This window comes from Caloramator australicus RC3, assembly GCF_000297115.1.
GTDB classification, from domain to species: Bacteria; Bacillota; Clostridia; order Clostridiales; family Caloramatoraceae; genus Caloramator; species Caloramator australicus.
Window position 1 is genome coordinate 1 of sequence record NZ_CAKP01000159.1, and the last position, 24,240, is coordinate 24,240.

Sequence of the window (24,240 nt, forward strand, 5' to 3'; positions counted from 1 at the left end):
AATAGGATGCAGTGCAGAAGGGCATATAAGCCATGTATTATCAGCGAGATTAAGCAGTAGGCCATTAGGATGGAGTAAAGAGGGATTAAAGATAATGGCAAAGCTAAGGGTATTTAGCAGGAATGGAGGTAATTTAAGGGAAATAAGTATATACAAGGAAGACGTTGAAACATTTAGATTAAATAAAAAGAAGATAAAAGAAACAATTAAAAGAATAAATAATTCTTCACGAGAAGGAATAAATAATATAACAATATTAAATATTGGAAAAGTAACGCCAATGTATAAGATATTAAAATCAATTAAATATGAAAATATAATTTAAAGTTTAAAAGCTTACGAAAGTCTTGATTTTAAACATTTTAGGGGGTTGTCTATAAAAATTAACCTACAATATCTTGACACTATCTTTTGTAAAGAGGGTATTTTAATATTTTTGTTAATAGTTTATAATATATTTGTTACAAAAAATTTAAGGAGGGCTTTTTATGGTAGACGAAAGAATAAAGGTTCTTGCAAGAAACCTTATTAACTATTCCTGCAGACTTCAGCCAGGTGAAAAGGTGTTGATCGAAACTATTCATCTTGAGCTGCCTCTTGTTACAGAACTTATAAAGGAAGCTTACAGGGTAGGCGCTATTCCATTTGTTACTATTAAAAACAGAACAGTTGACAGAGCTCTTCTTATGGGTGCAACTGAAGAGCAAATGAAGATGATGGCAAAGTATGAAGCTGCAAGAATGAGCGATATGGACGCCTATATAGGAATTCGTTCAGGAAACAATACATCAGAATTATCAGACGTTCCATCTGATAAACTTGGTATCTATAATAAATACTTCTGGCATGAAGTTCATGGAAAAATTAGAGTTCCAAAAACTAAGTGGGTTGTTTTAAGATATCCATCTCCATCAATGGCACAGCTAGCTAACATGAGCACAGAAGCCTTTGAAGATTTTTACTTCAACGTTTGCAATCTAGATTATTCAAAAATGTCCAAGGCAATGGACGCATTAGTAGGGCTTATGGAAAGAACAGACAAGGTAAGAATTGTAGGACCTGAAACTGATTTAACCTTTTCAATTAAAGGAATCCCAGTTGTAAAATGTGACGGAAAGATGAATATCCCTGATGGAGAAGTTTATACTGCACCTGTTAAGGACAGCGTAAATGGTTATATAACCTACAACGCTCCTTCAGAATATCAAGGATTCACTTATGAAAACATAAGACTTGAATTTAAAGATGGTAAAATAGTAAAAGCAACTGCAAACAATACAGAAAGAATAAACAAGGTATTCGATACAGATGAAGGCGCAAGATATGTCGGCGAATTTGCAATAGGAGTTAACCCATATATAACAAAGCCAATGAAGGATATACTATTCGACGAAAAGATCGCAGGTTCAATCCACTTTACTCCAGGAAGCTCCTATGATGATGCCTTCAACGGAAATAAATCAGCTATTCACTGGGACCTTGTATACATCCAAACTCCCGAATATGGCGGAGGAGAAATTTACTTCGATGATGTTCTTGTAAGAAAAGACGGAAGATTTGTTTTACCTGAGCTTGAAGCATTAAACCCAGAAAACTTAAAGTAATTTAAAAAGCGCAATGTTTGGTTAAACCAATCATTGCGCTTTTTTTCTAAGATAAGTATAAATTAAGAAGGAATAAAATATTAATATTTATAGATAAATTATCAGGGTGAAGGATGAAGGTTAGTGATTTTTATAAAAACACCTTTATCTTAGTTTTATCCAACATCATAACAGGCACTTTAAACTTTATTTTTTCAATAATTTTATCGCGCCAAATAGGCCCTAAAGGAATGGGAATTTACCAACTTGTAATGCCCCTTTATACAATGTTTTTATTTATAACTGGTGGCGGAATTACCATTGCAGTATCAAAGGTTGCAGCAGAAAAAAAGGCAAAAAGAAAATTAAATGAGCTTTATAAAACTGTTAATACAATAATACTCTTCGAAATCTTTTGGTCCATTATAATAACTGCTATATTGCTTTCTTTATCAAAACAATTTTCATTGTTTATCTTAAAGGATTCAAGAACCTATTATAGCATCCTTGCCTTTACCCCTGCACTTATTATAGTTTCCATATCGTCAGTTTACAAGGGTGCCTTCTATGGAATTCAAAGGATGATAGAACCAGCATTGATCGATATAGTTGAAAAAATTATAAGAATACTTGTAATGTTTCCATTAATAAATTTCTTCAAAAGTAAAAGCTTAGAGCTGAGCTGTGCATCTGCGATGCTTGCTTTAAGTGCTGGTGAGTTTACAAGTCTATTGCTTTTTTATATATTTTATCAAAACTATAAACTCAAAAATAAATCCTTTGATAAGGCAGAAAATTCTATCCAGCTTCTTGTAGACACATTAAAGCTCTCCTTACCATTAGCAATAAACGGAATATCATCAACTATTTTTAGCATGTTTATTGCAATATTGATTCCCAAACGCCTTATGGTTGCTGGTTTTAGCTATGAAGATGCAATTTCTATGTTTGGAAAGCTATCTGGAATGGCCCTTAATGTAATATTTTACCCTGCTGTTATATTAAATTCTTTAAGCATAGTTCTTATTCCATCTATTTCAGAATTTTTGGTTTTAAAAAATTTTGCAGCTGTTAAAAGGAGGATTAAAAAAACAATCGAAATAGCCCTTATCCTTTCATTATCTACATTTATCATATTAAACAGCATTCCAGACAAAATATCTTTATTATTTTATAAAGATATTTCAATAGCACCGCTTATTAAAACTTTATCCTATGGTCTTGCTATAATTTACGTTGAAATGATAAGTTTTTCAATTTTAAATGCCCTTGGAAGGCAAACACAAATTATGATAAATTCGCTCATTCTTTCTATTATTGATATAGTAATAATTTATATATTCATTGCAGTTCCACGCCTTAATATATATGGATATGCAATCAACTTTATAGTGTCAGCAACAGTTGGAATAATATTAAACTTCATTTATATCAACTTAAGCGTAAAGTTGAATTTTGAAATTAAAAGAGATATATTAGTTCATTTATTGACTTTTTCTGTTTGCCTTTTTCTTTCTTGGATTCTTTTAAAATCCGGCATAACTCCTATAACTTATATATTTTCCATTTATATTGTATATTTAATCATATTTAAAACTTTTTACAAATTTTTAAGTATTTAATTTCATTTTTTCGACTATTTTAAACATAAAAATATTTCCAAATCTTAATACATTTTTTACCTCTAAAGGCAGGATTATCTCAATGATTGTAGAATATTTATTAATAACTGGTATTTTATCATGACGCTTAAGGAGGTGAACAATTTAGTTTAAAATTTATATTTATATAAATTAATAACTTAAAGGGGGTATCTAAATGAACAAAACTTTCAAAAAGCTAAGTGCATACCTTGCTGCAGCTGTATTATTTGTATCCGCAGCTGGATTTGCACAGGCAAAGGCAACAAACTTTACAACTGTAACTTTAAAGGAAATCAACTATTCAAAACCAACTAACATGGACAAAGAACAATTCTTAAACATTCCATTTGGAACAGATATCAAAACTCTTGACCTCTCAAAGGCAACTGATACTTATTCACACGCTATTCTTGAACTCGCTTTTGAAGGCTTAACAAAGACTGATACAAAGGATAATAAATCGGATGTTATCGTTCCTGGTGTTGCATACAAGTATGAAGTTTCAAAAGATGGTCTTGTTTATAGGTTCTATTTAAGAAACAATGCTTATTGGACAGATGGAGAGAGAGTAACTGCTCAAGATTTCGTATACTCATGGACAAGACTTCTTGATCCAAATACTGCATCAGATTATGCATACCTATTATACCCAATTAAGAACGCTGAAGCCTTCAACCAAGGAAAGGCAAAGGCATCAGACCTTGGAATTAAGGCTTTAAACGATACTACACTTGAAGTTACATTAAAGGCTCCAACACCATACTTTATTAGCTTAACATCCTTCTCAAACCTCTTCCCATTAAGAAAGGATGTTGTTGAAGCTGCTGGTAATTCATATGGTCAAGACCCATCAAAGCTTGTTTACAACGGACCATTTACAGTTGAACAATGGGTAAAGGGTTCAAAGATAGTTCTCAAGAAGAATCCAAAATATTGGGATGCAGCAAACTACTACCTTGATACAGTTACATTCCTTGTAATCAAGGAAGAAGCAACAAGAATGCAGATGTTCACAAGAAAGCAAGTTGACACTTCAACAGCAAGAGGAGAATACTTAAAGAGATTCCAAAAAGAAGCTCAAAAGGGAACATATAAACTTATAACTGGATACGACAGAGCTGAAAACTACGTATTCTTTAACAACAAAGACAAGAATAAGCTCTTTACAAATAGAAACGTAAGACTTGCATTCTCACTTGCAATCGACAGAGAAAAGCTCTGTAAGTATGTATTCCAAAGATATTATCCAGCATATGGTTGGACTCCATACAACATCCTTATAGGAGATAAGCAATACAGAAGCCTTGTTCCAGAGCCATTAAAGGCAGAAAAGGCTAAGTATCCAACTGACGCTGCATTAAAAGGACTATTACAAAAAGGATTAAAGGAACTTGGATTAAATCCAAACGCAACTTATACAGTTACATTCTTAAGCTCAGGAACAGACTCCTTCTCAAGAACAATTGCTGAGTTCTATCAGAATGAATGGCAAAAGAAGCTTGGCGTAAAGGTTAAGATCGACGCTGTATCAGACTTTGGAACATTCCTTGACAAAGTTGACAAGGGAGACTTCCAAATCGGTGCTATGGCTTGGGGTGCTGACTACAACGACCCAATGACATTCTTCGATATGTGGATCACAGGCGGAGGAAACAACTCAGCTAAATATTCAAACAAGAAGTATGACGAACTTATAAAGAAGATTTCTATGGAACCAGACAACAACAAGAGACTTCAATACTTCAAAGAAGCTGAAAAATTACTTGTTGTTGATGATGCAGCAATTGCTCCAACTCAATACAGAGATAGATACAACTTCACTCATTCATATGTAAAGAACTGGAGATTACCACTCTTTGCAAACTATGAATTAAAGGGAGTTTATACTTCAGGTAGATAATAAAGATGGCAGCAAAGCTGCCATCTTTATTTAATATATAAGCTTGTTAATCCCTTCTTCTATTAAAGTATTTAAAGCCAAGTAAAAATCAAACTTATCAGGGTTTCCCTTATATAATAATTTTACTAATGCTTCTTTACCCTTTTTAAAGTTATTTATCTCAACATTAAAATTATCTATTTCTTTGCTTTCTTCTATATCCTTCTCTATTCCCGTAAAAAAACTTGCCTCTAATAATATTCCAATTTCTTTTATTTCATTTTCATACCCCACCAAAGAATATCTAATGCTTTTTTCTGAATCCGAAAATATTATATTAAAACTCATTAAGGTTTTATTTAAAGGATGTTCTATTGATTTAATAGACTGAATTTCATATTTAGGATTATTCTCAATTTCTTTTATTATGTTTTCCTTAACTATTTGAAGTTTACTCATAGGTATCCTCCTGAAAATCCAAATTATATTTTTTTAAAATTTCAAGCATATCCTGCGGAATATTAGCCGTGCATACCACCAAATCTTCGCCCCTTAATTTATTAAAAGTAAGCCTAAAGGCATGTAGTGCCTGTCTTTGTATTATATTACTTTTTTCTCCATACAACTCATCACCTAAAATAGGATGTCCTATATGACTTAGGTGAACCCTTATCTGATGCGTTCTTCCAGTTTCTAAAATTAGCTTTACAATTGAAACATCTTCACTTGAACCTATAACCTCATAATGGGTTATAGCTCTTTGTCCTCCTTCAATAACACATCTTTTCACCGAATCTAAACTTGGTCTGTCGATTGGAAGATCTACTGTCCCTTTTCCCTCCATTTTACCTTTGACTATTGCTATATATTCCTTTTTTACTTTATTTTTTTCAAACATCTTTGCCATAGCCTGATGGGCAAATTGACTTTTAGCTATTATAACAAGCCCCGATGTATCCCTATCAAGCCTATTTACAAGCCTTACGATGCAATTTTGTTTTGTTTTATTAAAATAATTCATAACCCCATTGGCAAGGGTTCCTGATTGATGGCTTTTGGTAGGATGAACCACCATAAATGGGGGTTTATTCACTACCAATATATCCTCATCTTCATAAACTATATCTATGGGAATATCTTCAGGCATTATATCCTGTTCCTTATTTTCCTTTAACAATATTTCAACGATATCCCCTTCCTTTAAAATGTCATCAGCCCAGGCTATCTTTCCATTTATAAAGACACAGTCGTTTTTGGTTATTTTTTTTATAAGCCTAGTAGAAAAACCCTTTTCAAATTTCAAAAAATTATCGAGCCTTTTTCCTTCATCATCCTTAGATATATTAAATACCATCCTGTCCATCTCTATACTCCCCATCTATTTTTTCAAAATTTATTTTTTTAGACAGTCCACTGCAAAAGTCAATTATATCTACATAATTTTCTAAAATTCCAACTACACTAACAAAAATATCGCCTTCAATAAAGTCAATGTATATTTTATCGCCATCGGTTTTCATGGTAAATAATGAATCCTTATTTTCTCTTTTCCTCTGAAGAACTTCGATTTTAACATCATCTTTTATATAAACCAGATTTAGTATATTCTTGCCTTCCTCTCTTATAACCTTAGTTTCAGCAAGATTATATCCATTGTTCTTATATATTAATGGTTCAAAATTTATAAACTTCTTTGCTCTGCTTAAAGTAACGTAAATTGGTTCAGAACCATCGAATAAAAGCTTTTTGGGCCCTAAGGAGGATATAGAAAATAATTTAAAATCTATCTTATCATCTATCAATTGATATTCGAAGACCCTTTGGGAAACTATTTTATTGTTAATAAAATATTCAACCTTATATGGAAGAGAAAAACCCTTATAGTCTCCTACCCAAACCTTAGTTAAATATTGAACATCATCCACTTTATTTTTTATACCTATTATTTTATACTGCACATCATGTTTAACTTCATATCCTATTATTTCTTTTCCTTCTATCATCTTTAAAATTTCAAAAATATCGATGTCAATCAAAGGAACAGCCCATCGGACAATTATGCGGTCGATTTTATCATTGGTATAATAATACTTATCTCCATTTATTATTTCTATAGAATTAAACTCTTCAATGTAGTCAATTCTTAATTTGTCTGGATATGCATAGGATATGGACTTTTTTATAATTACCTTCCCATCCCAAGGACTATAGCTTTCTGTAGTTTCTATATACGAAATATTTTTGAAAAGTTTATCTTCGTTATTTTTATAAACTTCTTTACTTAAATTCTTTATTAAAAGAGTTAGCAAAAAGGCCAAGATTAATATAAAAATCCTTTTCATCTTTTACTCTTTAAAAATTGCTTTAGTAATATATATTAAGCCAACCATTAAAACTTGAATAATTCATGCCTTATCTTTTTATATATAGGTGGTAGATTCATAGTTATTATCCTATTGTTTAAATAGCTTAAACTTCCCTTTACTTTTTTAAAAATCAATTTATATGCAATAAGCAGCTGATTATCAAGACCAAACTTATTAAAGAACATGCTGTTTAACTTTCTATGTCCATACTTAGGATCTCCTATTATAGGATTTCCTAAACTTGAAAGATGAGCCCTAATCTGATGGCTTCTCCCTGTTATAAGATCTATTTCAACCTCTGAAAATGCACCGACAGTTTCTAATGTTTTTATCTTTGTTTCTATTTCCTTTGAATCCCTTGTTTTATTGTTAGAAATTATAACTTTGTTGTTCTTCTTGTCCTTTGAAAGATAAGCCCTGTATGTTCCGTCTTCAATTTTACCTTTAATAAGGGCTATGTAGTATTTTTTAATACCTCCTTCTCTAATTGCCTCATTTAAAAGCTTTAAAGCTTCATAGTTTTTAGCATAAATAACTAACCCCTCTGTATTTCTATCTAATCTGTTACAGGGTGAAGGCGAAAAGGTCTTTTCTTCATTTGGATTATATTCCCCCTTATCATAAAGATAGGCCAAAACTGCATCGGTTAAGGTTAGCTCTTCACCCTCATCAGGATGAACCAATAAGTTCTTTTCTTTTTCAACAATTAAAACATTTTCATCCTCATAGGCAACCCTTAAATTCAAATTTTCTATTTTTAAAAATTTTAAATCCTTTTCCTTTTTTACATCCTCGATTTCAAATAAAAAGCTTACTTTATCCCCTTCTTTTAACAGGTATTTTTCATTTACACCTTTACCGTTTACTAAAACTTCCCTTTTTCTAATAGCTTTATATATTGAACCTAAGGACATATTTTTAAGATATTTCCTTAAAAACTTATCAAACCTCTGTCCAGCCTCGTTTGAAGTTATTATTACCTCCTTCATTCTAAAACCTCCTAAGTATATTTTAACCATATCCTAATCCTTCCTTGCAATAACATAATTATAATTAAAACAAAATTATTTTTCTACAAAAAAATAAGGGCAAAATGCCCTTATTTTAACCACATCCTCCCCCGCCATGAAGGGATTCAACTGAAAATCTTTTTCCAAAATAGGTATTTCTATAGTCGATTATAAACCCAGGAGTATATTCTACCATCTCTTCATCAAGTATTATCTTAACTCCCTCTACTTCAAAAACTTTATCATCTTCCTTTGGCACATCCAGAGCCATACCAAAACTTGGACCGCCTCAGCCAAAGCCTGCTATATATACCCTTATACCATATTCTTCTCCTTTTTCTTCGATTTTTTTCTTTAGCTCAATAGCTGCATCTTGAGATATTTTAATTTGCATTTTTATCCCTCCAATTTATATACCCTTTATAGGTATATTATATGTCATATTTTGACCAAATTCAACACTTTTTAGAAAAAATTTAAACCCGGAAACTCCGGGTTATTTCTTTTCTCCTCTTCTATTTTTATAATCCCTAACGTTTTCAAAATTATATCCAATTATATTATCTGAAAAGGAAGCAAGCTTTATATCCGTAAGGCCAATTCTTTCATCGTTTAAATCAACCTTAAGTTTATCATCTGTTCTATTTTCCATATATACTCTCCTTTCAAAAATGTGTCAAATTTTATCGAAAAGAATATAATATACTAAGCAAATTTGGGGAGGGAAAATTATGTGTAGAGATCCTATCTCTTTAATACTTTTATTATGGTTTTTAGGCTGTAAAGATCCATGCTTTAGATCCTGCTGCTGCAGGCATAAATGTAGATGTAGATAAAGCCTTTGAAAAAATTGAGCCTATTATCACATAGGCTCAATTTCTTCAGTTTTATTCTTCTTAGCCTTTTTTTCTTTGCCTTCAGCCTTTTTCTTTCTGTTTTCCTTTTCTTTTCCCATCTTCAACTCCCCTTTCCTTTTCTGAATTTATTTTTTCTCATATATTGCTTTTTATACATTTTTTATTTAAAATATTATTAAATTTTTCCAAAATAAGGGGTGACCAAAATGCTTGGTAGTATTGTAAACTTTTTAGCAATAATCATTGGGGGAATTTTAGGGCTTTTATTAAAAAAAGGAATTCCAGAAAGGATAAGCAAAACAATTATCGAAGGACTTGCCCTTTGTGTATTTTTCATCGGGGTATCTGGAATGCTCAAAGGAAGCAACGTTTTGCTTATTATTTTTTCCATTGTAATAGGTGGAATTATAGGAGAAATTATTGATATAGATAAGCTTATAAATAATTTAGGCAAAAAAATAGAAGAAAAATTTGAAGGCAAAGGCAACATTTCTGAGGCTTTTGTCACAACAAGTCTATTATACTGCGTAGGTGCCATGGCAATCGTCGGATCCCTCCAGAGCGGCCTTGAAGGGAATCACAAGATTCTTTTCGCTAAATCCATTTTAGACGGGATTTCGTCTATTATTTTTGCATCAACTATGGGCATTGGGGTTTTGTTCTCTGCCTTTTCCGTCCTTTTATATCAAGGAGCAATTACCCTTCTTGCATTTACTCTAAAAAATATTTTAACTACCGCTACAATTAACGAAATGACCTCAATCGGCAGTCTTTTAATCCTTGGAATATCTTTAAATATGTTAAAGATAACAAATATAAAGATTGCAAATTTATTACCTTCCGTCCTTATTCCAATTGTATATTACATGCTTTTAAACCTAATAAAATAAATCCAGGCGTTGCCTGGATTTTAATCTGTAATAACCATATTTCTTCCACTGTTCTTTGCCAAATATAAAGCCTTATCTGCTCTTTTTATAACCTTTTCAACATCGTAATTATCCTCAGGTAAAAGCTCTGAAACTCCAAAGCTTGCTGTAAATTTTACTTTTTTATCAACATCCCTTATATAAACTTCTGACCTTTCTACATATTCTCTTAATTGTTCTGCCTTTTTCTTTGCGTTTTCCTTATTAGTTGCAGAAAGGAAAATTATAAATTCTTCTCCACCGAATCTTGCCACTATATCATATCTTCGTGTATATTTTCTCAATATGGAACTAAAGACCTTTAAAATTTTATCTCCCGCATCATGGCCGTAAGTATCATTTATTAATTTAAATCTATCTAAATCCGTTAATATTATCGAAAAGGTTTCTCCTCTTCTTTTTGCCCTATTTATTTCTTCCTTTGTTCTTACAAAAAATGCTCTTCTATTATAAAGCCCTGTTAAATAATCGTACATTGCGAGACTTTCAGCTCTTCTTACAGCTTTTCTTAACTTGATTTCCATATTTTTTTGTTCCGTTATATCCTGCTCTATACCTACTATTCTATATATTTGTCCCTCGCGGTTTATTACAGGAAGAATCTTTGTCCTTATCCATTTTATATTGTTACCAACAACTATTCTATATTCCTGTGTAAAATAGCCTTTTTCTTTTATTTCATTTATTGTATTTTCCATCGTTGATCTTTTTTCAACGCTTTCTCTATCCTTTGGGTAAACATAATCAATCCATAACATTGGGTTTTTATAAATTTCCTTTATTGGTATTCCATATATCCTTTCAAAGGAACTGCTTAAATAAATTACCTCTCGAGTTTTAACATCCTGTAAAAATGTAATTTCATCTAAGTTTTCTGTAATTTGACTTATTATTTCATTCTGTTCCTTTATTTTTTCTTCTGCCTTTTTAACATCGGTTATATCGCTAAAGAAGGTGACAAAGTAATTTTTTTCAGGGGAAAAGACGTCTATCCTATACCATCTATCCCAAATGTCAAAATATTGAACAATATGATCCTCTACTCCGTTTAGGGCAATATTACCATAATATTCGATCCAATTAAAGCTGCTATTTTGAATGTCAGGTATAATTTGTTTTACAGTTTTTCCTAATATATTCTGTCTTTTTAATCCAGTTAGCTCTTCAAATGCCGTATTTACATAAATATACTCATAGTCTACTGGTTTATTATTTTTATCTAAAATTATTTTGTGATAGGCAAAGGCATTTTGCATCATATCGATAAGTTTTAAAATAACAGAATCCATCTCCATCCCCTGACACCTCTTAAACAAAGGATTAAACACGAATTTTATTATATATAATAAATTCAAGAATTTTCAATTAAATTTATATGTTAGTGTAATAAAAAAAATATTAAATTTAGGCAAGGAATCAATAGTGAATATAGAACATTATGAAGAATAATCAAACATAAAATCAATTTACATCCCACATAGTCCATATAAAACAATCTACCATAATCCATCCCTAATCTTGCTTTATCTTATTTACATCCCACATAGTCCATATAAAACATTAATAAGTTGTGATACATCAAAATTTACATTTAAAGTATTTACATCCCACATAGTCCATATAAAACATTTGCCATTTGTTCAAACTTTTCTCTAAATATTCGTTATTTACATCCCACATAGTCCATATAAAACTCAAGCGGTTCCTTTTCTTCCATTGTTCTTGCTTCATTATTTACATCCCACATAGTCCATATAAAACCTGCCTTTTAAGTTGATTTTCAAGATTTCGTTTTGCAATTTACATCCCACATAGTTCATATAAAACGTTGAATTGATACTGTGTCAATTATTGAAAGATTATTATTTACATCCCACATAGTCCATATAAAACATGCAAAAAAAGTAGCTGAAAAATTAGGGAATAAACTATTTACATCCCACATAGTCCATATAAAACCATGAAAGTTCGAAACGTTCAAAATATGAAGTTATTAATTTACATCCCACATAGTCCATATAAAACGTTCATGAGGATAAGGAACTAACAACTGATAAGGTTAATTTACATCCCACATAGTCCATATAAAACTTTTTTATATTAAAATTTTATGTATAATAAAAGTAAAATTTACATCCCACATAGTCCATATAAAACCAGGAGAAAGAACATTCAAAACAAGAGCACAACAAACATTTACATCCCACATAGTCCATATAAAACCAGAGAAAATGTATATTTATTATCCCAAAAGCCAGTCGCAAATTTACATCCCACATAGTCCATATAAAACGAACTTTGGGAAAAGGCTGAGCTTATCCCAGAAGGCATTTACATCCCACATAGTCCATATAAAACGAATTTGAAATCGAACCTATGCCCTATATTGCTCTATGATTTACATCCCACATAGTCCATATAAAACATAAAATAAAATTTCTTGATTGGCCAAAGGAGAAAGATTTACATCCCACATAGTCCATATAAAACGCTCTATAAAGTGTAGAATTCTACTACTTCTATTTCATTTACATCCCACATAGTCCATATAAAACCAACAGCTTTAGCAGAAAAACTTCTATAAGATGTATTTAAATTTACATCCCACATAGTCCATATAAAACGCTGCCTATTGCTTCGTCGAATTCAAGCAATCTATCATTTACATCCCACATAGTCCATATAAAACGAAAAATTATATTTATACGCTTGGGAGAAAGGTTTAAAATTTACATCCCACATAGTCCATATAAAACTATATAAAAGACAAATTAAATGAATTAATTGATTATATTATTTACATCCCACATAGTCCATATAAAACGCTTGGCTTATATGTTTTATTTACTATCTTACGTGATTTACATCCCACATAGTCCATATAAAACGATGTAGCAAGAGGATCAAGCATATTAAGACTTGCAAATTTACATCCCACATAGTCCATATAAAACATAAGAATCGCATATAATAATAATAGAAACAGCGAGATTTACATCCCACATAGTCCATATAAAACTATGCAGCATCGAGAGCGCTGCATAGTTGGTAAGCATTTACATCCCACATAGTCCATATAAAACTTTTATAATTCAAATAATAATTTTATTAATACTACTATTTACATCCCACATAGTCCATATAAAACCGGGCCTAACCGAGTCGCCTCGATAAAAGCTAAGAAGATTTACATCCCACATAGTCCATATAAAACCTGAGCTTATTCCAGAAGGCTTGGAAGGCAAGGCTCAAGATTTACATCCCACATAGTCCATATAAAACTCTATTTAAGCATATTAAATCAATCTTTAATTATTCTAGCTTAAATTAATACTATTCAAATTTATAATTGTTATTTTTTGCAGCAAAGAGGGGATTGTGAAAATAGAATTTATAAACGAATAGTCTTTAAATTAGTTAATTCAAGCCTTAAAATAACTTTCCTTCAAAATTAGGTTCGCTGCAGTTATATAAATATATCCTCATAGCTTTTTACAATCCCCATTATATCCTTTTTAACCTGTGCTGGAAAGTTAATTCTATATACATAAATAGAATCCTCTTCTTTTTTTATAATTTTGCTTACTTCAAACAAACACTTTTGCAACTTCCCTTCGCTTATTTCTCCCTCAAAAACTGAATTTTGAGTCCACATAAGATATTGTTTTAATTTTTTCCTAACTTTATTTACTCTTTTTTCTCCTACGTCATAGGTAATAATTACAAACATATTACCACCATGCCTTTAATGGTTTATATATTTCATCCCCTAAAAGATGTTTTATGAGTTTATAACATTCCAGCAATATAAAACCCTTATAAGATACACTTCTATTTAGTTTTCTATGTTTAATCGTTGTATGAAGTTTTTCCTCATATTCCTTTATAAACTTTTTCTTACCATTATCGTTTAAGAAACAAAAATCATCCTCATAATCAAAATCATCCTTTGTAATTATTCTATTATTAACAAGCCTAAAAATCACTGGATCAACTATTAGAGGTTTAAAAATTTCTGCTATATCAAGACTTAATGAAAACCTTTTTGTTGAGGGTTCATGAAGATAGCTTATAGTAGGATCAAGTTGAGTTTTATAAATCTCACCTAAAACTGTAGTATACATTTGCATATTTCCAAAGGAAATCAAAGCATTAACTGGATCCTTAGGAGGTCTTTTTTCCCTAGATTCAAAACCAAAATCATTTTTTAAAATCTTGTTAAAGGCTGAATAATAGATTTTTCTTATCCTACCTTCACACCCCATAAGCTCATCTATATCCTTGACTTTTTTTATATTTTCTCTTTCCAAATTAATCCTTTCTATTTCCTCGTCTGTGTTTTGATATTCCTTTAAGTTTCTAACAATATGATACGCAGCACTTTCAACAAAACATTTTGCCAAATATAATCTTTTTTCAAAATTTGAATAATTATCTGCCTGATTTACAAGTAAGAACCCCGAAACATTTTTCTTTTTAGGATAAAAGCTGCCAACATAATAACCATAATAATTATAAAAATTTATTATAGCTCCATGAGTTGCAATAAAACTCAAAAACTTGTTGTTTAAATCCACCTCTCCAAATACATGTATCTTTTCTACTGTCTCAATTGGAATAAGCTTTAAATTACCTTCAGTATCTTCAAAATACACTGTGTTTTCTTTCCTTCTAAGTCTTCCATTTGAAAAATATATAATAATCCTTATTCATATTAATCGACCTCACCAGAATAACAAAGTTCATAATAGGAACATTTTTTACAATAAGGCAATTTCTCTAATTTGGGGGGCCTTTCTAATTCTAAAATATCTTTGATATCCTTTAAAACCCTTTTTATTTCCCTTTCAGCTTCTACATCTAATTTTATAAATTCCCTTCTCTTTTCCTTTACATAATTAATAACTCCAACTTTTTCTATTCCCATATTTTTCAAATAATAAAGATAATATAAAAGCTGCATTCTGTCAGCCAAAGGCATCTTACTTGTTATTTTAACTTCCCTTACATATTCATCCTCTACAATGTCTATTTTCAAAATATCATCCACCATAATTTCCCTTGTTTCAATCCTAGGATAGGAGCTTTCGTGTAGTAATTTCCCTTGCAGCACTCTGTCGCTTTTATCTTCCATAGTAATTCCCTTTGAAAAAAGCCAAAGCTTTCTTTTACATACGTAATAATAATTAACCTTTATTCCTTGAACTTTAAAATCCTCTAAATTGAATTCCATAGTATCACCTTTAAATAAAATTAGTTACCTCTTCCCCAACATGAAGTCCAATTTTACTATCATATTTATAATTCACAATAAAGATTCCATTAATTTTGCTGTCAAGCAAATTATTTTTTACCCTATAGTATGGAACATCCATAGTTAGCTGTTTTATATCAATAAGTTTATCTCTTTTCCTTTTATAATCTCTTTCGTTAAGATATTCTTCAATTAAAGTTATATTCTTTTCATAAATTTCCTTAGGAATAACCTTAACATTAGTAAAATCCCTCAGTTCTTTATGGACATCCCTTTTATCAAGATCATAATCATAAACAGAATCTAAAACTTCCAATGCTTTATCAAATTCTTCTAAATAGTGCGTTCCTTTTAAAGATTCTCGTGAATAGATTTTATCTACAATTTCGCCCTTCTCTTTTTCAGTTATAAACTTTCCATCGTATTTTAATAATTCTTCCCTGCTCTTTTTAAAAATCTCTTCATCGTAGATAGTTCCGATGCCACTAACTTCATTACAATAAATATAAATGTTAGGCTCTTCACCGTTATATTCTCTTTTTCTAAAACATCTCCCCATTCTTTGGAAAAGGCTATCTACTGTAGAAAGTTCAGTAAAAAGAATATCAAAATCTATATCAAGGGATGCTTCTACTATTTGAGTAGTTATCCATATTCCATTTTTATTAAAATTTTTAATTTTATCTTCTTTATCAAATCTATCCTTTTGAATAAAAAGAGAATTTAATAAATTAACTTCAATATCATTTTCCTTTATCAATTCTTTTTTCACTACTTCTTCATAAAGTTCCATTGCTTTTTTTACAGTATTTACTATAATTAAAACCTTTTTATCTCGAGCCTTATCAATAATGTAATTTAAATTATCATTAATTTTTTCTTGCTTTATACAAATTTTATGTCTATTGATATCACTATAAAATTCGTTGAATTGGAATGTGATTCCCTTATTTTCAAGATATTCTTTAAAAATATTAGGAAGTGTTGCTGTCATTATCATAAATTTTCCACCCATTTTATGTATCATCTCAATCCCTTTTAAAATCGCTGCTGCTATTTTAGGAGAATACGCCTGTATTTCATCTATTACTACCTTAGAATAAGCTAATGTTGCTAATATCTTTTCATATCCTTTAAACTTAAATGGAAATGTAAAAAGCTGATCTATAGTCGATAAACTTATCGGGTAAGAAAGTTGCTTTGAAATCTCATATTTTTCAAAGGAATCCTTATATTCTTCCTTGAAAAGAAAATCATAGCTTGTAGAGTGTAAAAGCCCTATATCTTTATATTGCATATCCTCTAATATTCTTTTATATATTGCATTTATTGAAACTCTTAAAGGAAGGGTAAAAAAAGCCTTATCATTATTTATCCAAAGTAAAGCCGATTCAGTTTTCCCTATGCCTGTTGAAGCAATCATAATTATGTTATTATCCTTATTTTCAAGGCAAAATTTTTGTGGTTCCCTTAAATTAGAATTTAATTTTTTGTTTATATAATTTACAACAGTTTCTGATATATTTTTTTCTGGCTTAATCTCAACATCCACATGAGCTGAGGCACTATGATCTATTCTATGCAAAAGCCCCTTTATCATAATATATTTTTTATAGCCTCTATCCCATTCCTTTATCCTTACCTGCTGCTTTATGTGATTTATATATTTTTTACTTACCTTTTCAAGCGAAATCCCCATTTCTTCGTTTAGCTTTTCAATAGCAAAACTTAAATCCTTATCTAACACCTCTTGAATATTTAAATCCTCTACATCACTATCCCTTTCATGATGGAAAGCTATTGCTTGAACTAAAATTACATAATTATCTTCGCCAAACTTTGTTTTTATATATTTACTGTTTAAAAAGGCAGGAGATAAGTATCCATGTGGAATATCGTTTTTAAATTTTGTATTTAAAAGCTCCATTTTTAATACCTTTCGAATTTCATTTTGAAAGGGTGAATAAACTTTACCAAAATCATGATAAAAACATGCAATTTCAAGCATATCCCAAAACTTTTCTTCTTCAACAATATTACTAATATCATTTTCATATAATTCTTTAAGTTTTTTATAATTTCCCATTACTAAATCTGTATGTTCCTTTAGGCTTTCAACAGGATTAGACTTTGCAAAAATCATACTATCTCCCCGACCTTCTTATTAAAGAAAATAATATCTCCTTCATTATCTAAATAAATTTTTCCGTTTGTTATAACATTGGAGTCCTTTTCAACGTAAACTACCTTAACTTTTTCCCATTCCCTTATTTCATTTTTTATGTTATATTTAAAATTTAAATTATAATTTATTCCTGTAAGAGCTTCATAATTATAAAACTTTGGAATATATGCAGAGTATTTTAAACCATAAATATCATCCTCTTCGTCTAAATCAATTTCTCTAAACTCAACCATCTTTATATCGTCTATCCTTACTAAATCTTCCCTTCTGCCTAAACTAAAAAATTCCTTAGAGTTTTTCATATTTTCAATTATTTTATTCAATATTGCTTCTTTAGCATATACATGAATTAAAAGTTCAACATTATGAAGATAATGAACATTTAAAGGTCCTTTAGTTATTTCGTTTTGTTTGTAAAAATAAAATGTTTGTAAATTTATAAATTTATCTTCATAATCTCCCTGAACAGATATTGCCATATCCACAAAATCCTCAGCCTCAAGGACATAATGTAAAAAACCTTTAACAGTAGAATAAGGAGGCAGAGGATAAGTCTCTGCCACCTTTAATGCAAAGGGTTTTTTATAGCATGCAGTTTCTTGAAAAAGCTTAAGCTTTAGAGCCTTCATCTAATCACACCCCATAATATGTTTTGATTTGCTTTTTCATATTTTCAAAAAACTGATTTACACTCAAAGTTTTATCTTTAAATAGATCCTTTATCTCATCCTCATTAGCAAATAATCCACTGACAATTCCAACAAATGTTTTTTCTTCAACCTTACAATCCAAAACTGAAACTTCCATAGCTGATTTTATAGGTTCAAGATCAATTGCAAAAGAATCCTTTGCCCCCAAAAGCTTAATCCTTCCTAAAAATAGTGGGTTTGGAAAATCATAAACTCCACCAATTACAAACAAAGGTGATAAGTTTTCTAATCTTCCTCTTATTTCTCTATTGAGTATTTTTACTACATCTAAAAACTGAGATATTCTTTTGTATCTTGTTTCATTATCCAATCTTACTTCTCCATCTACCCCTACTTTATCTAAATCCATAGTAATTGTATAGGTATAATAGCTTAAATGCTGTTCAATATTTGCAAGATTGGCATTTTCGTTAATCCTATCGGCAAGACCTTTATTGCTTAAAAACTCAATATCATTTTTATATGCCTCTAAAGAAGTTGCAAAACTTATTCTAACAGCTGCTGACCTATTTTTCCCACCTTCGCCTTCTTTAGTTTTCATATATCCAAATAAGTCCATTTCTTCAGAATCTTTAATACTTAATTCATCTTTAAACTGCACAGTTCCTTTACTTTTATCAACAACCTGCAAATTCCAGCCGAACAATGCGCCACCCAGCCTTGCTATATCATATCTTAAGCATTGTCTTGATGCTACTGTAAATTGTTGTCCATTCCCTCTTGTTAATTTTTTAAGTTCTGAAATGTTGCTTGTCCCTTCACCATAGTTTAAGCTTTGAGCTTGAAAAATTATGCTCATTGTTGCAGTTTTACTCATGAACTTCAACCTCCTTTGTTTCAGTTATTAGCCCAGCAATAAAGCTTTGAGCTAATGTCTCAAAATCTATATTATCTTCATAAAATGCTTCTAAAAAAATCCTTGGCATTTCCATTTCTGAATTTATGTAAAGCCTTAAAACCGTGTCCATAAAATCTTTTTTGTTCCCCACCTTTGCAGTATTTAAAAGTCTGTAGGCAAGAGAACTTATTTTGTTTTCTGATTTGTTTTTCTTAAGATATTCCCTCATCTCCTTACCTGTAAAAAAAGCTCTATAAACTTTATCCTTCACTTTATTTTCATCTCCTTTCATTTTTATACAATTTAACAAAGCTTTTGAAAGAGTTGAATAATATATATCCGCCCCATTTGCATTGTTTTTTATGTATTCCTTCAATCTTATAAAAATGACTCTATTTAAATCTTCATTTTGTAGTATTTTATCAATCAACTCAACTTTTAATTTTCTATTTTTTATCCTACCTATCGTTTCTCTTGAATAAGTTTTAAAATATTTGGCTATAAATTTACTAATATGCATATATTTAAGATTTGATTTTTTGCTTTGATATTGACCATTGAACTCAACAAACAAAATATTTTGTAAAGTCCATATCGATTCTTCCCTTGCTTGTTCTAATATGTCAACAATAAATTCTTTATAAGGATTATCAGAACTTATCTTCTTCTTTAGGGATTCATTCTTTTTAAATAAGTCTTCTAAATTTGTATCTAAATTAACAAAAGTATAGAAATTTCTTTTCCACCATTCTTCCTTTTCCATATAAAACTTATCAAATTTTACTACTCCAGCAGGTGCACATAAAATAACTAACTTACATAGATTGCAAATAGGATATTTAGTTATAAAATTCCAGAAAAAATTAGAAGCATTTTCGTTGCTAACACCCAAAATCAAAAATCTTGATTCATTAAAATCTTCTTTAAATGAAGGATAAATATTACAAATTGAACAATAACTATTTGCACATAAACTTTCATTAAATTTATTCATATCCTTCTTAGATTTTTTTAAGTAATTTTTGTAAGCCTTTACGTTTTCCTCTTTACCTTGCTCTTTTTCTAAAAAACTACTTAAACTGTTTAAATCATTATTTTGAAGATATTCTTCAACTTTAATATCAATAATTAAAGGCTTTATAAAATCCTTAAACATAATCTGTTTGTGTTCATCTAGGCTTTTATTAGATAAGCCTTTTTGAAGAAAACTCATTTGTCCAAAAAAAATTATCATACATCATGCTTCTTATATTATCTAAAGCATATTTTTCTATGACATCATTCTCCTTTAATAGACTTTCTATTTTATTAATTAAAATTGCCAGAGTATTTAAATCATGGTTTTTCTTGACTTTTTTAATTATATCTAATAACTCCTTGGCTTCACTTTCAAAACCCTTTTTTGCTGCTTTATCATCTAACTTAGTTTCTAACAAAAACTTTTCTATTTCCTTTATTGTGTCTACATCTAATTTTAACTTTAATTGGTTAAACCTATCTTTAATTTTTATATACTCCTTTTCTACATATTCGTCATAAAAATAATCAAAGTAATAATTATGAAAATTGTTAATAGTTTTATCGTCAATCTCTAAAAAATCTTCTCCTAAAACAATACTTATATCCTCTCCCTTTCTCTTTGCATGCTCTAATATCCTTATCATTCCAACAATGCCCATATTGTAAAACCAATCATTTAAGTAAACTCTAACCTGCACCTACACCACCTCTAACATTCCAAAACCTTGGTTTCGCCTAAAGGATAAACCAAGCTGATATAATAGATTTAAATCTTCCATATCTCCTGTTAGCTTAAATACACCTTTATATGAATTAACCCCATAATATTTATTTCCTTTTTCAAAAAAATGATCATCAACCTTAACAACTACTTTTTGCATATTTAATGGCTCAAAATTAAGTTCCCTTTTCAAAGCTTCTCCTCTAAAGTTTCTTAATGTTACATTAGCAATATAGTTTATTTCTTCATTAAACCTTTTATCGTCTATATCTAAATATTTTCCCATTTTATCTTTTACACATATTGGCGATAAAGTTTTAAAAATAACTTCACTGTTATTTATTTGTTTTTCCTTCAAAAGATAAATTTTTTCTCTTTTTAAGTTAAATTCTTTATAATTAAACTCATCAATTCCCAAAAGTCCATTATAAAAATTTATAAAAAATTCAATATCAGGAGAAGTTAAAATAAGTGACACGTTCCCGTCGATAATAAAACATTCATCCTTTAGTCTAAACTTATCAAGCCTAACTGCAAAACTATAATTCTTGCTCTTCTTATTGCTTTTTTCATTAAAATAAAATAGATTATTGAAATACTCCTTATCAACCCTTTTTAAAGATTCTTTAATAAGGCTAATAAAAAGCATATTATAGGACACTGGCAACATATCTGTTTTAAATGAACATTTTAATCTCAATTTCTCACCTCCAATGAAAGTATTCTACATTTGTTTATAAATTCCTTCTATATATGTTAATTTTTTCATTATTATAAAATTCTTTCACTTTTTATCCTAATTGAAACTCCTTTGTTTATAGATTATAATTTACTATATAAAACCAAAATGATTAAATCGCATTAACATATAGATCATACTTTACGAAGGGAGAACGTATAAATGGATATGGAATTGTTGAATGCCTTTAGAACAATCATTAAGGAAGAACTTAAACCTATAAATGAACGCCTTGATTCTATGCAAAGCCAAATTAATTCTATGCAAAATCAAATTAATTCTATACAAAATCAAATCGATTCTATACAAAATCAAATTGATTCTATGCAGGATCAGATAAATTCTATGCAGGATCAGATTTATTCTGTGAAGAATGAAGTGTCTCTAATTAAGGCCCAGGTAGAAGAAAACACTCAAATCCTACGTGCTCTTGAGCATAAAGCAGAAATTAATAAGGCTGAACATGATAATTTTGCCCTTCAACTTGCAAATATTGAGGGAAATGTTAACAAAATTAAAAATGCTGTAGCAAAGGGAGAAGAAGCATACAACTATCTTGAAAGCTTTAAAAATATATTAACCCACAGAGGTTAAAGCATACATAACTTAAACCTCTTTCCTGGTAAAGAAAAACCAAGAAAGAGGTTTTTAAATTAAAATAAAGAATAAAACCTCTTTTTCTACTCAAACTAAACATTAGAGGTGATCAGTTTGAGTAGAAAAATAAGTATTATATTCTTGACTTTATTTTTCCTGATTACATCAACAACTTACGCCCAAGATACCTATTACACCGTTCAACCTGGAGATAGCATGTGGAAGATTGCACAAAAATATCAGGTAGGTATTTCTGAAATCATTGCAGCTAACCCAGAGATAAAAAATCCAGCCCTTATTTATCCAGGCCAAAAGATAAAAATTCCCGTTATAGAGACTAAATCTCTAGAGAGCGAAGTTGTGAGGCTTGTTAACATTGAAAGGGCTAAGGTAGGCCTTCCTCCTTTAAAGGAAAACTGGCAGCTTTCAAGAATTGCAAGATATAAATCCCAAGATATGATAAACAAAAACTACTTTTCCCACTATTCACCGACCTACGGCTCACCCTTTCAAATGATTGAATCCTTCGGCTTAAGATTTTCAGCAGCTGGTGAAAATATTGCAATGGGGCAAAGAACTCCACAGGAAGTCATGAATGCATGGATGAACTCTCCAGGCCACAGAAGCAACATCTTAAACCCAACCTATACCGAAATAGGCGTCGGCCTTGCAAAGGATAAGGCAGGAAGATGCTATTGGACGCAGATGTTTATAAAACCTATATAATATTTTAAGCCTACAACCTAATGGTTGTAGGCTTTTTCTTGGTCTGGGTGACTGGACTTGAACCAGCGACCTCCAGAACCCCATTCTGGCGCGCTACCATCTGCGCCACACCCAGATAACTATATTATATTATACACTAATTTATAAATTTTTCAATAGATTTCTGAAAACCAAATTTTCATTTCCCTTTCAGCGGATTCTAATGAATCCGAAGCATGAACAAGGTTTTCCGTCTCATCGAAGGCGAAATCACCTCTAATCGTCCCAGGAAGGGCATCCTGATACTTTGTAGCACCGTTGATTATCCTTGCACATTTTATTGCATTTTTCCCCTCTAAAACAATTGCAATAACCATCCCAGATGTTAAAAAGTTAATTAACCTCTCATAAAAGTCTTTCCCTTCATGTTCCTTGTAATGTTCCATTACAAGTTCCTCTGATGGATAAAGGGACTTTATAGCTATAACCCTTAACCCCTTCATCTCATAACGCCTTATAATCTCACCTATCAAATTTCTCCTAACTCCGTCCGGCTTTATTAAAACCAATGTTCTTTCCAAAATAATCCCTCCACTAAAATATTATGTGTTTTATTTGCAAAAAATTATGTATAATTAGAGATGAGCATAATTGATTAAAAAACAAAATTATTTATGTTAAATTGTTCTAACTTTTATGAAGTGAAGCTCAATTATTTTAAATTAAACTTAAATTAACACCAAAAAAGCAAAAAAAGGGTAGACTACTCCCTTGGTAAAATTGATGTTCAAAAAATTTAATTTAATTTTAATATAATTTATTTAGGCTGTTCTTCTAAATCCCGATAGGGATTTGTATTTATCAACGCAGCCAGATTTTATGGCAGCAATTGCAACAGTTAAAAGGCAAATGTGACCGATTGTATTCAAATTAGTAACGGAGTTAATATTTCTAACATAAGCTTGTTCTGTATTGAGATTTTTCCATCTAGAATTGTATCTTTCGGATTCAGTTCTTAGACTATATATTTTTTTAAAAAATATAGAATCACGATTTATAGAGGACCTATAATCAGTGCCAATAGTTATATATTTTACACAACCTCTGTATTTCTTACCATTAAAGTATTTTTCATGGTTACATGGGCATAAGAGTCATCTTAGAAGTTCTAAAGGACAGCAAAACTTTTGCTTGATATATGAAT

The 24,240-nt window shown here is 30.3% G+C and carries 24 protein-coding genes, 1 tRNA gene and 1 CRISPR repeat array; of the genes, 7 read left to right on the forward strand and 18 right to left on the reverse strand.

The features are described from left to right. The 4 genes from CAAU_RS13625 to CAAU_RS13640 form a co-directional block, all read left to right on the forward strand. Window positions 1–325, forward strand: a 325-nt coding sequence (locus tag CAAU_RS13625; protein ID WP_192811234.1) for a UPF0236 family transposase-like protein, incomplete at its 5' end; no start/stop codon positions are given. A 163-nt stretch (window positions 326–488) separates the two neighbouring features. After that, window positions 489–1,604, forward strand: coding sequence for an aminopeptidase (locus CAAU_RS13630; RefSeq protein WP_008910026.1), 1,116 nt, complete (start codon window positions 489–491; stop codon window positions 1,602–1,604). A gap of 113 nt (window positions 1,605–1,717) precedes the next feature. Further along, a complete protein-coding gene (gene spoVB / locus CAAU_RS13635; protein WP_008910027.1) occupies window positions 1,718–3,205 on the forward strand; it encodes a stage V sporulation protein B in 1,488 nt (495 codons plus the stop codon). A gap of 196 nt (window positions 3,206–3,401) precedes the next feature. Continuing rightward, a complete protein-coding gene (locus tag CAAU_RS13640) occupies window positions 3,402–5,126 on the forward strand; it encodes a peptide ABC transporter substrate-binding protein (protein WP_008910028.1) in 1,725 nt (574 codons plus the stop codon). Between the two features lie 30 nt (window positions 5,127–5,156). Here the strand turns inward: CAAU_RS13640 and CAAU_RS13645 are convergent, their stop codons facing one another. The 6 genes from CAAU_RS13645 to CAAU_RS14730 form a co-directional block, all read right to left on the reverse strand. Then, complete coding sequence (locus tag CAAU_RS13645) at window positions 5,157–5,564, reverse strand: hypothetical protein (RefSeq protein WP_008910029.1); 408 nt, start codon at window positions 5,562–5,564, stop codon at window positions 5,157–5,159. Continuing rightward, the gene (locus CAAU_RS13650; protein WP_008910030.1) at window positions 5,557–6,459 is read right to left on the reverse strand and encodes an RluA family pseudouridine synthase; all 903 of its coding nucleotides are present in this window, start codon (window positions 6,457–6,459) and stop codon (window positions 5,557–5,559) included. Before CAAU_RS13650 ends, CAAU_RS13645 begins: the two co-directional genes overlap by 8 nt. Then, window positions 6,449–7,447 (reverse strand): hypothetical protein, encoded by a 999-nt coding sequence (locus tag CAAU_RS13655; RefSeq protein WP_008910031.1) that lies wholly within the window; start codon window positions 7,445–7,447, stop codon window positions 6,449–6,451. The genes CAAU_RS13650 and CAAU_RS13655 overlap by 11 nt, the downstream gene beginning before the upstream one ends. 47 nt (window positions 7,448–7,494) lie before the next feature. After that, window positions 7,495–8,460: an RluA family pseudouridine synthase gene (locus CAAU_RS13660; protein WP_008910032.1), complete on the reverse strand. Its 966-nt coding sequence runs from the start codon at window positions 8,458–8,460 to the stop codon at window positions 7,495–7,497. A 115-nt stretch (window positions 8,461–8,575) separates the two neighbouring features. After that, window positions 8,576–8,875 carry an iron-sulfur cluster biosynthesis family protein gene (locus tag CAAU_RS15530; protein WP_341350042.1) on the reverse strand — a complete coding sequence of 100 codons (300 nt, stop codon included), beginning with the start codon at window positions 8,873–8,875 and terminating at the stop codon, window positions 8,576–8,578. A 102-nt stretch (window positions 8,876–8,977) separates the two neighbouring features. Further along, window positions 8,978–9,133: a hypothetical protein gene (locus CAAU_RS14730; protein WP_008910034.1), complete on the reverse strand. Its 156-nt coding sequence runs from the start codon at window positions 9,131–9,133 to the stop codon at window positions 8,978–8,980. A 411-nt stretch (window positions 9,134–9,544) separates the two neighbouring features. Here CAAU_RS14730 and CAAU_RS13670 point away from each other — a divergent pair, with 411 nt between their 5' ends. Then, the gene (locus CAAU_RS13670; protein WP_008910035.1) at window positions 9,545–10,228 is read left to right on the forward strand and encodes a DUF554 domain-containing protein; all 684 of its coding nucleotides are present in this window, start codon (window positions 9,545–9,547) and stop codon (window positions 10,226–10,228) included. 20 nt (window positions 10,229–10,248) lie between these two features. Here CAAU_RS13670 and CAAU_RS13675 read toward each other — a convergent pair whose 3' ends face one another. From CAAU_RS13675 to cas6, 10 genes are all read right to left on the reverse strand, one after another. Then, window positions 10,249–11,562, reverse strand: coding sequence for a diguanylate cyclase (locus CAAU_RS13675; RefSeq protein ID WP_008910036.1), 1,314 nt, complete (start codon window positions 11,560–11,562; stop codon window positions 10,249–10,251). Between the two features lie 169 nt (window positions 11,563–11,731). Further along, window positions 11,732–13,549: direct repeats of the CRISPR family, unit length 29 nt; unit sequence ATTTACATCCCACATAGTCCATATAAAAC. A gap of 184 nt (window positions 13,550–13,733) precedes the next feature. Then, window positions 13,734–13,997: a CRISPR-associated endonuclease Cas2 gene (gene cas2, locus CAAU_RS13680; protein ID WP_008910040.1), complete on the reverse strand. Its 264-nt coding sequence runs from the start codon at window positions 13,995–13,997 to the stop codon at window positions 13,734–13,736. A 1-nt stretch (window position 13,998) separates the two neighbouring features. After that, entirely contained in the window at window positions 13,999–14,922 is a 924-nt protein-coding gene (cas1b, locus tag CAAU_RS13685; RefSeq protein WP_008910041.1) for a type I-B CRISPR-associated endonuclease Cas1b, read from the reverse strand. A 59-nt stretch (window positions 14,923–14,981) separates the two neighbouring features. Continuing rightward, entirely contained in the window at window positions 14,982–15,500 is a 519-nt protein-coding gene (gene cas4 / locus CAAU_RS13690) for a CRISPR-associated protein Cas4 (RefSeq protein ID WP_008910042.1), read from the reverse strand. 10 nt (window positions 15,501–15,510) lie between these two features. Further along, the gene (locus CAAU_RS13695) at window positions 15,511–17,664 is read right to left on the reverse strand and encodes a CRISPR-associated helicase/endonuclease Cas3 (RefSeq protein ID WP_008910043.1); all 2,154 of its coding nucleotides are present in this window, start codon (window positions 17,662–17,664) and stop codon (window positions 15,511–15,513) included. Continuing rightward, window positions 17,661–18,335, reverse strand: coding sequence for a type I-B CRISPR-associated protein Cas5b (gene cas5b, locus CAAU_RS13700; protein WP_008910044.1), 675 nt, complete (start codon window positions 18,333–18,335; stop codon window positions 17,661–17,663). Before cas5b ends, CAAU_RS13695 begins: the two co-directional genes overlap by 4 nt. 4 nt (window positions 18,336–18,339) lie before the next feature. Beyond that, complete coding sequence (gene cas7i, locus CAAU_RS13705; protein ID WP_008910045.1) at window positions 18,340–19,233, reverse strand: type I-B CRISPR-associated protein Cas7/Cst2/DevR; 894 nt, start codon at window positions 19,231–19,233, stop codon at window positions 18,340–18,342. Next, window positions 19,226–20,488, reverse strand: coding sequence for a type I-B CRISPR-associated protein Cas8b1/Cst1 (gene cas8a1, locus CAAU_RS13710; protein WP_040306841.1), 1,263 nt, complete (start codon window positions 20,486–20,488; stop codon window positions 19,226–19,228). Before cas8a1 ends, cas7i begins: the two co-directional genes overlap by 8 nt. Continuing rightward, complete coding sequence (locus CAAU_RS13715) at window positions 20,439–20,972, reverse strand: hypothetical protein (RefSeq protein ID WP_008910047.1); 534 nt, start codon at window positions 20,970–20,972, stop codon at window positions 20,439–20,441. Before CAAU_RS13715 ends, cas8a1 begins: the two co-directional genes overlap by 50 nt. Further along, entirely contained in the window at window positions 20,973–21,695 is a 723-nt protein-coding gene (gene cas6 / locus CAAU_RS13720) for a CRISPR-associated endoribonuclease Cas6 (protein WP_040306842.1), read from the reverse strand. A 201-nt stretch (window positions 21,696–21,896) separates the two neighbouring features. Here cas6 and CAAU_RS13725 point away from each other — a divergent pair, with 201 nt between their 5' ends. Together CAAU_RS13725 and safA are read left to right on the forward strand one after the other, a co-directional pair. Then, window positions 21,897–22,328 carry a coiled-coil domain-containing protein gene (locus tag CAAU_RS13725; RefSeq protein WP_008910049.1) on the forward strand — a complete coding sequence of 144 codons (432 nt, stop codon included), beginning with the start codon at window positions 21,897–21,899 and terminating at the stop codon, window positions 22,326–22,328. Between the two features lie 129 nt (window positions 22,329–22,457). Beyond that, window positions 22,458–23,057 (forward strand): SafA/ExsA family spore coat assembly protein, encoded by a 600-nt coding sequence (gene safA, locus CAAU_RS13730; RefSeq protein ID WP_423219157.1) that lies wholly within the window; start codon window positions 22,458–22,460, stop codon window positions 23,055–23,057. Window positions 23,058–23,096: 39 nt separating this feature from the next. Here the strand turns inward: safA and CAAU_RS13735 are convergent. Together CAAU_RS13735 and ndk are read right to left on the reverse strand one after the other, a co-directional pair. Then, window positions 23,097–23,172 (reverse strand) — tRNA-Pro (locus CAAU_RS13735). 37 nt (window positions 23,173–23,209) lie between these two features. Beyond that, window positions 23,210–23,617, reverse strand: coding sequence for a nucleoside-diphosphate kinase (ndk, locus tag CAAU_RS13740; RefSeq protein ID WP_008910051.1), 408 nt, complete (start codon window positions 23,615–23,617; stop codon window positions 23,210–23,212). Window positions 23,618–24,240: the final 623 nt, after the last annotated feature.

What these genes read in the sequence shown, in the direction of transcription:
- CAAU_RS13645 (WP_008910029.1), bottom strand. Translation starts at nt 5,564, where the DNA reads ATGAGTAAACTTCAAATAGTTAAGGAAAACATAATAAAAGAAATTGAG.
- cas5b (WP_008910044.1), bottom strand. Translation starts at nt 18,335, where the DNA reads ATGAAGGCTCTAAAGCTTAAGCTTTTTCAAGAAACTGCATGCTATAAA.
- cas4 (WP_008910042.1), bottom strand. Translation starts at nt 15,500, where the DNA reads ATGGAATTCAATTTAGAGGATTTTAAAGTTCAAGGAATAAAGGTTAAT.
- CAAU_RS13695 (WP_008910043.1), bottom strand. Translation starts at nt 17,664, where the DNA reads ATGATTTTTGCAAAGTCTAATCCTGTTGAAAGCCTAAAGGAACATACA.
- CAAU_RS13675 (WP_008910036.1), bottom strand. Translation starts at nt 11,562, where the DNA reads ATGGAGATGGATTCTGTTATTTTAAAACTTATCGATATGATGCAAAAT.
- cas2 (WP_008910040.1), bottom strand. Translation starts at nt 13,997, where the DNA reads ATGTTTGTAATTATTACCTATGACGTAGGAGAAAAAAGAGTAAATAAA.
- CAAU_RS13725 (WP_008910049.1), top strand. Translation starts at nt 21,897, where the DNA reads ATGGATATGGAATTGTTGAATGCCTTTAGAACAATCATTAAGGAAGAA.
- cas7i (WP_008910045.1), bottom strand. Translation starts at nt 19,233, where the DNA reads ATGAGTAAAACTGCAACAATGAGCATAATTTTTCAAGCTCAAAGCTTA.
- CAAU_RS13655 (WP_008910031.1), bottom strand. Translation starts at nt 7,447, where the DNA reads ATGAAAAGGATTTTTATATTAATCTTGGCCTTTTTGCTAACTCTTTTA.
- CAAU_RS13630 (WP_008910026.1), top strand. Translation starts at nt 489, where the DNA reads ATGGTAGACGAAAGAATAAAGGTTCTTGCAAGAAACCTTATTAACTAT.
- CAAU_RS13660 (WP_008910032.1), bottom strand. Translation starts at nt 8,460, where the DNA reads ATGAAGGAGGTAATAATAACTTCAAACGAGGCTGGACAGAGGTTTGAT.
- CAAU_RS13670 (WP_008910035.1), top strand. Translation starts at nt 9,545, where the DNA reads ATGCTTGGTAGTATTGTAAACTTTTTAGCAATAATCATTGGGGGAATT.
- CAAU_RS13650 (WP_008910030.1), bottom strand. Translation starts at nt 6,459, where the DNA reads ATGGTATTTAATATATCTAAGGATGATGAAGGAAAAAGGCTCGATAAT.
- CAAU_RS13640 (WP_008910028.1), top strand. Translation starts at nt 3,402, where the DNA reads ATGAACAAAACTTTCAAAAAGCTAAGTGCATACCTTGCTGCAGCTGTA.
- spoVB (WP_008910027.1), top strand. Translation starts at nt 1,718, where the DNA reads ATGAAGGTTAGTGATTTTTATAAAAACACCTTTATCTTAGTTTTATCC.
- CAAU_RS14730 (WP_008910034.1), bottom strand. Translation starts at nt 9,133, where the DNA reads ATGGAAAATAGAACAGATGATAAACTTAAGGTTGATTTAAACGATGAA.
- cas8a1 (WP_040306841.1), bottom strand. Translation starts at nt 20,488, where the DNA reads ATGATAATTTTTTTTGGACAAATGAGTTTTCTTCAAAAAGGCTTATCT.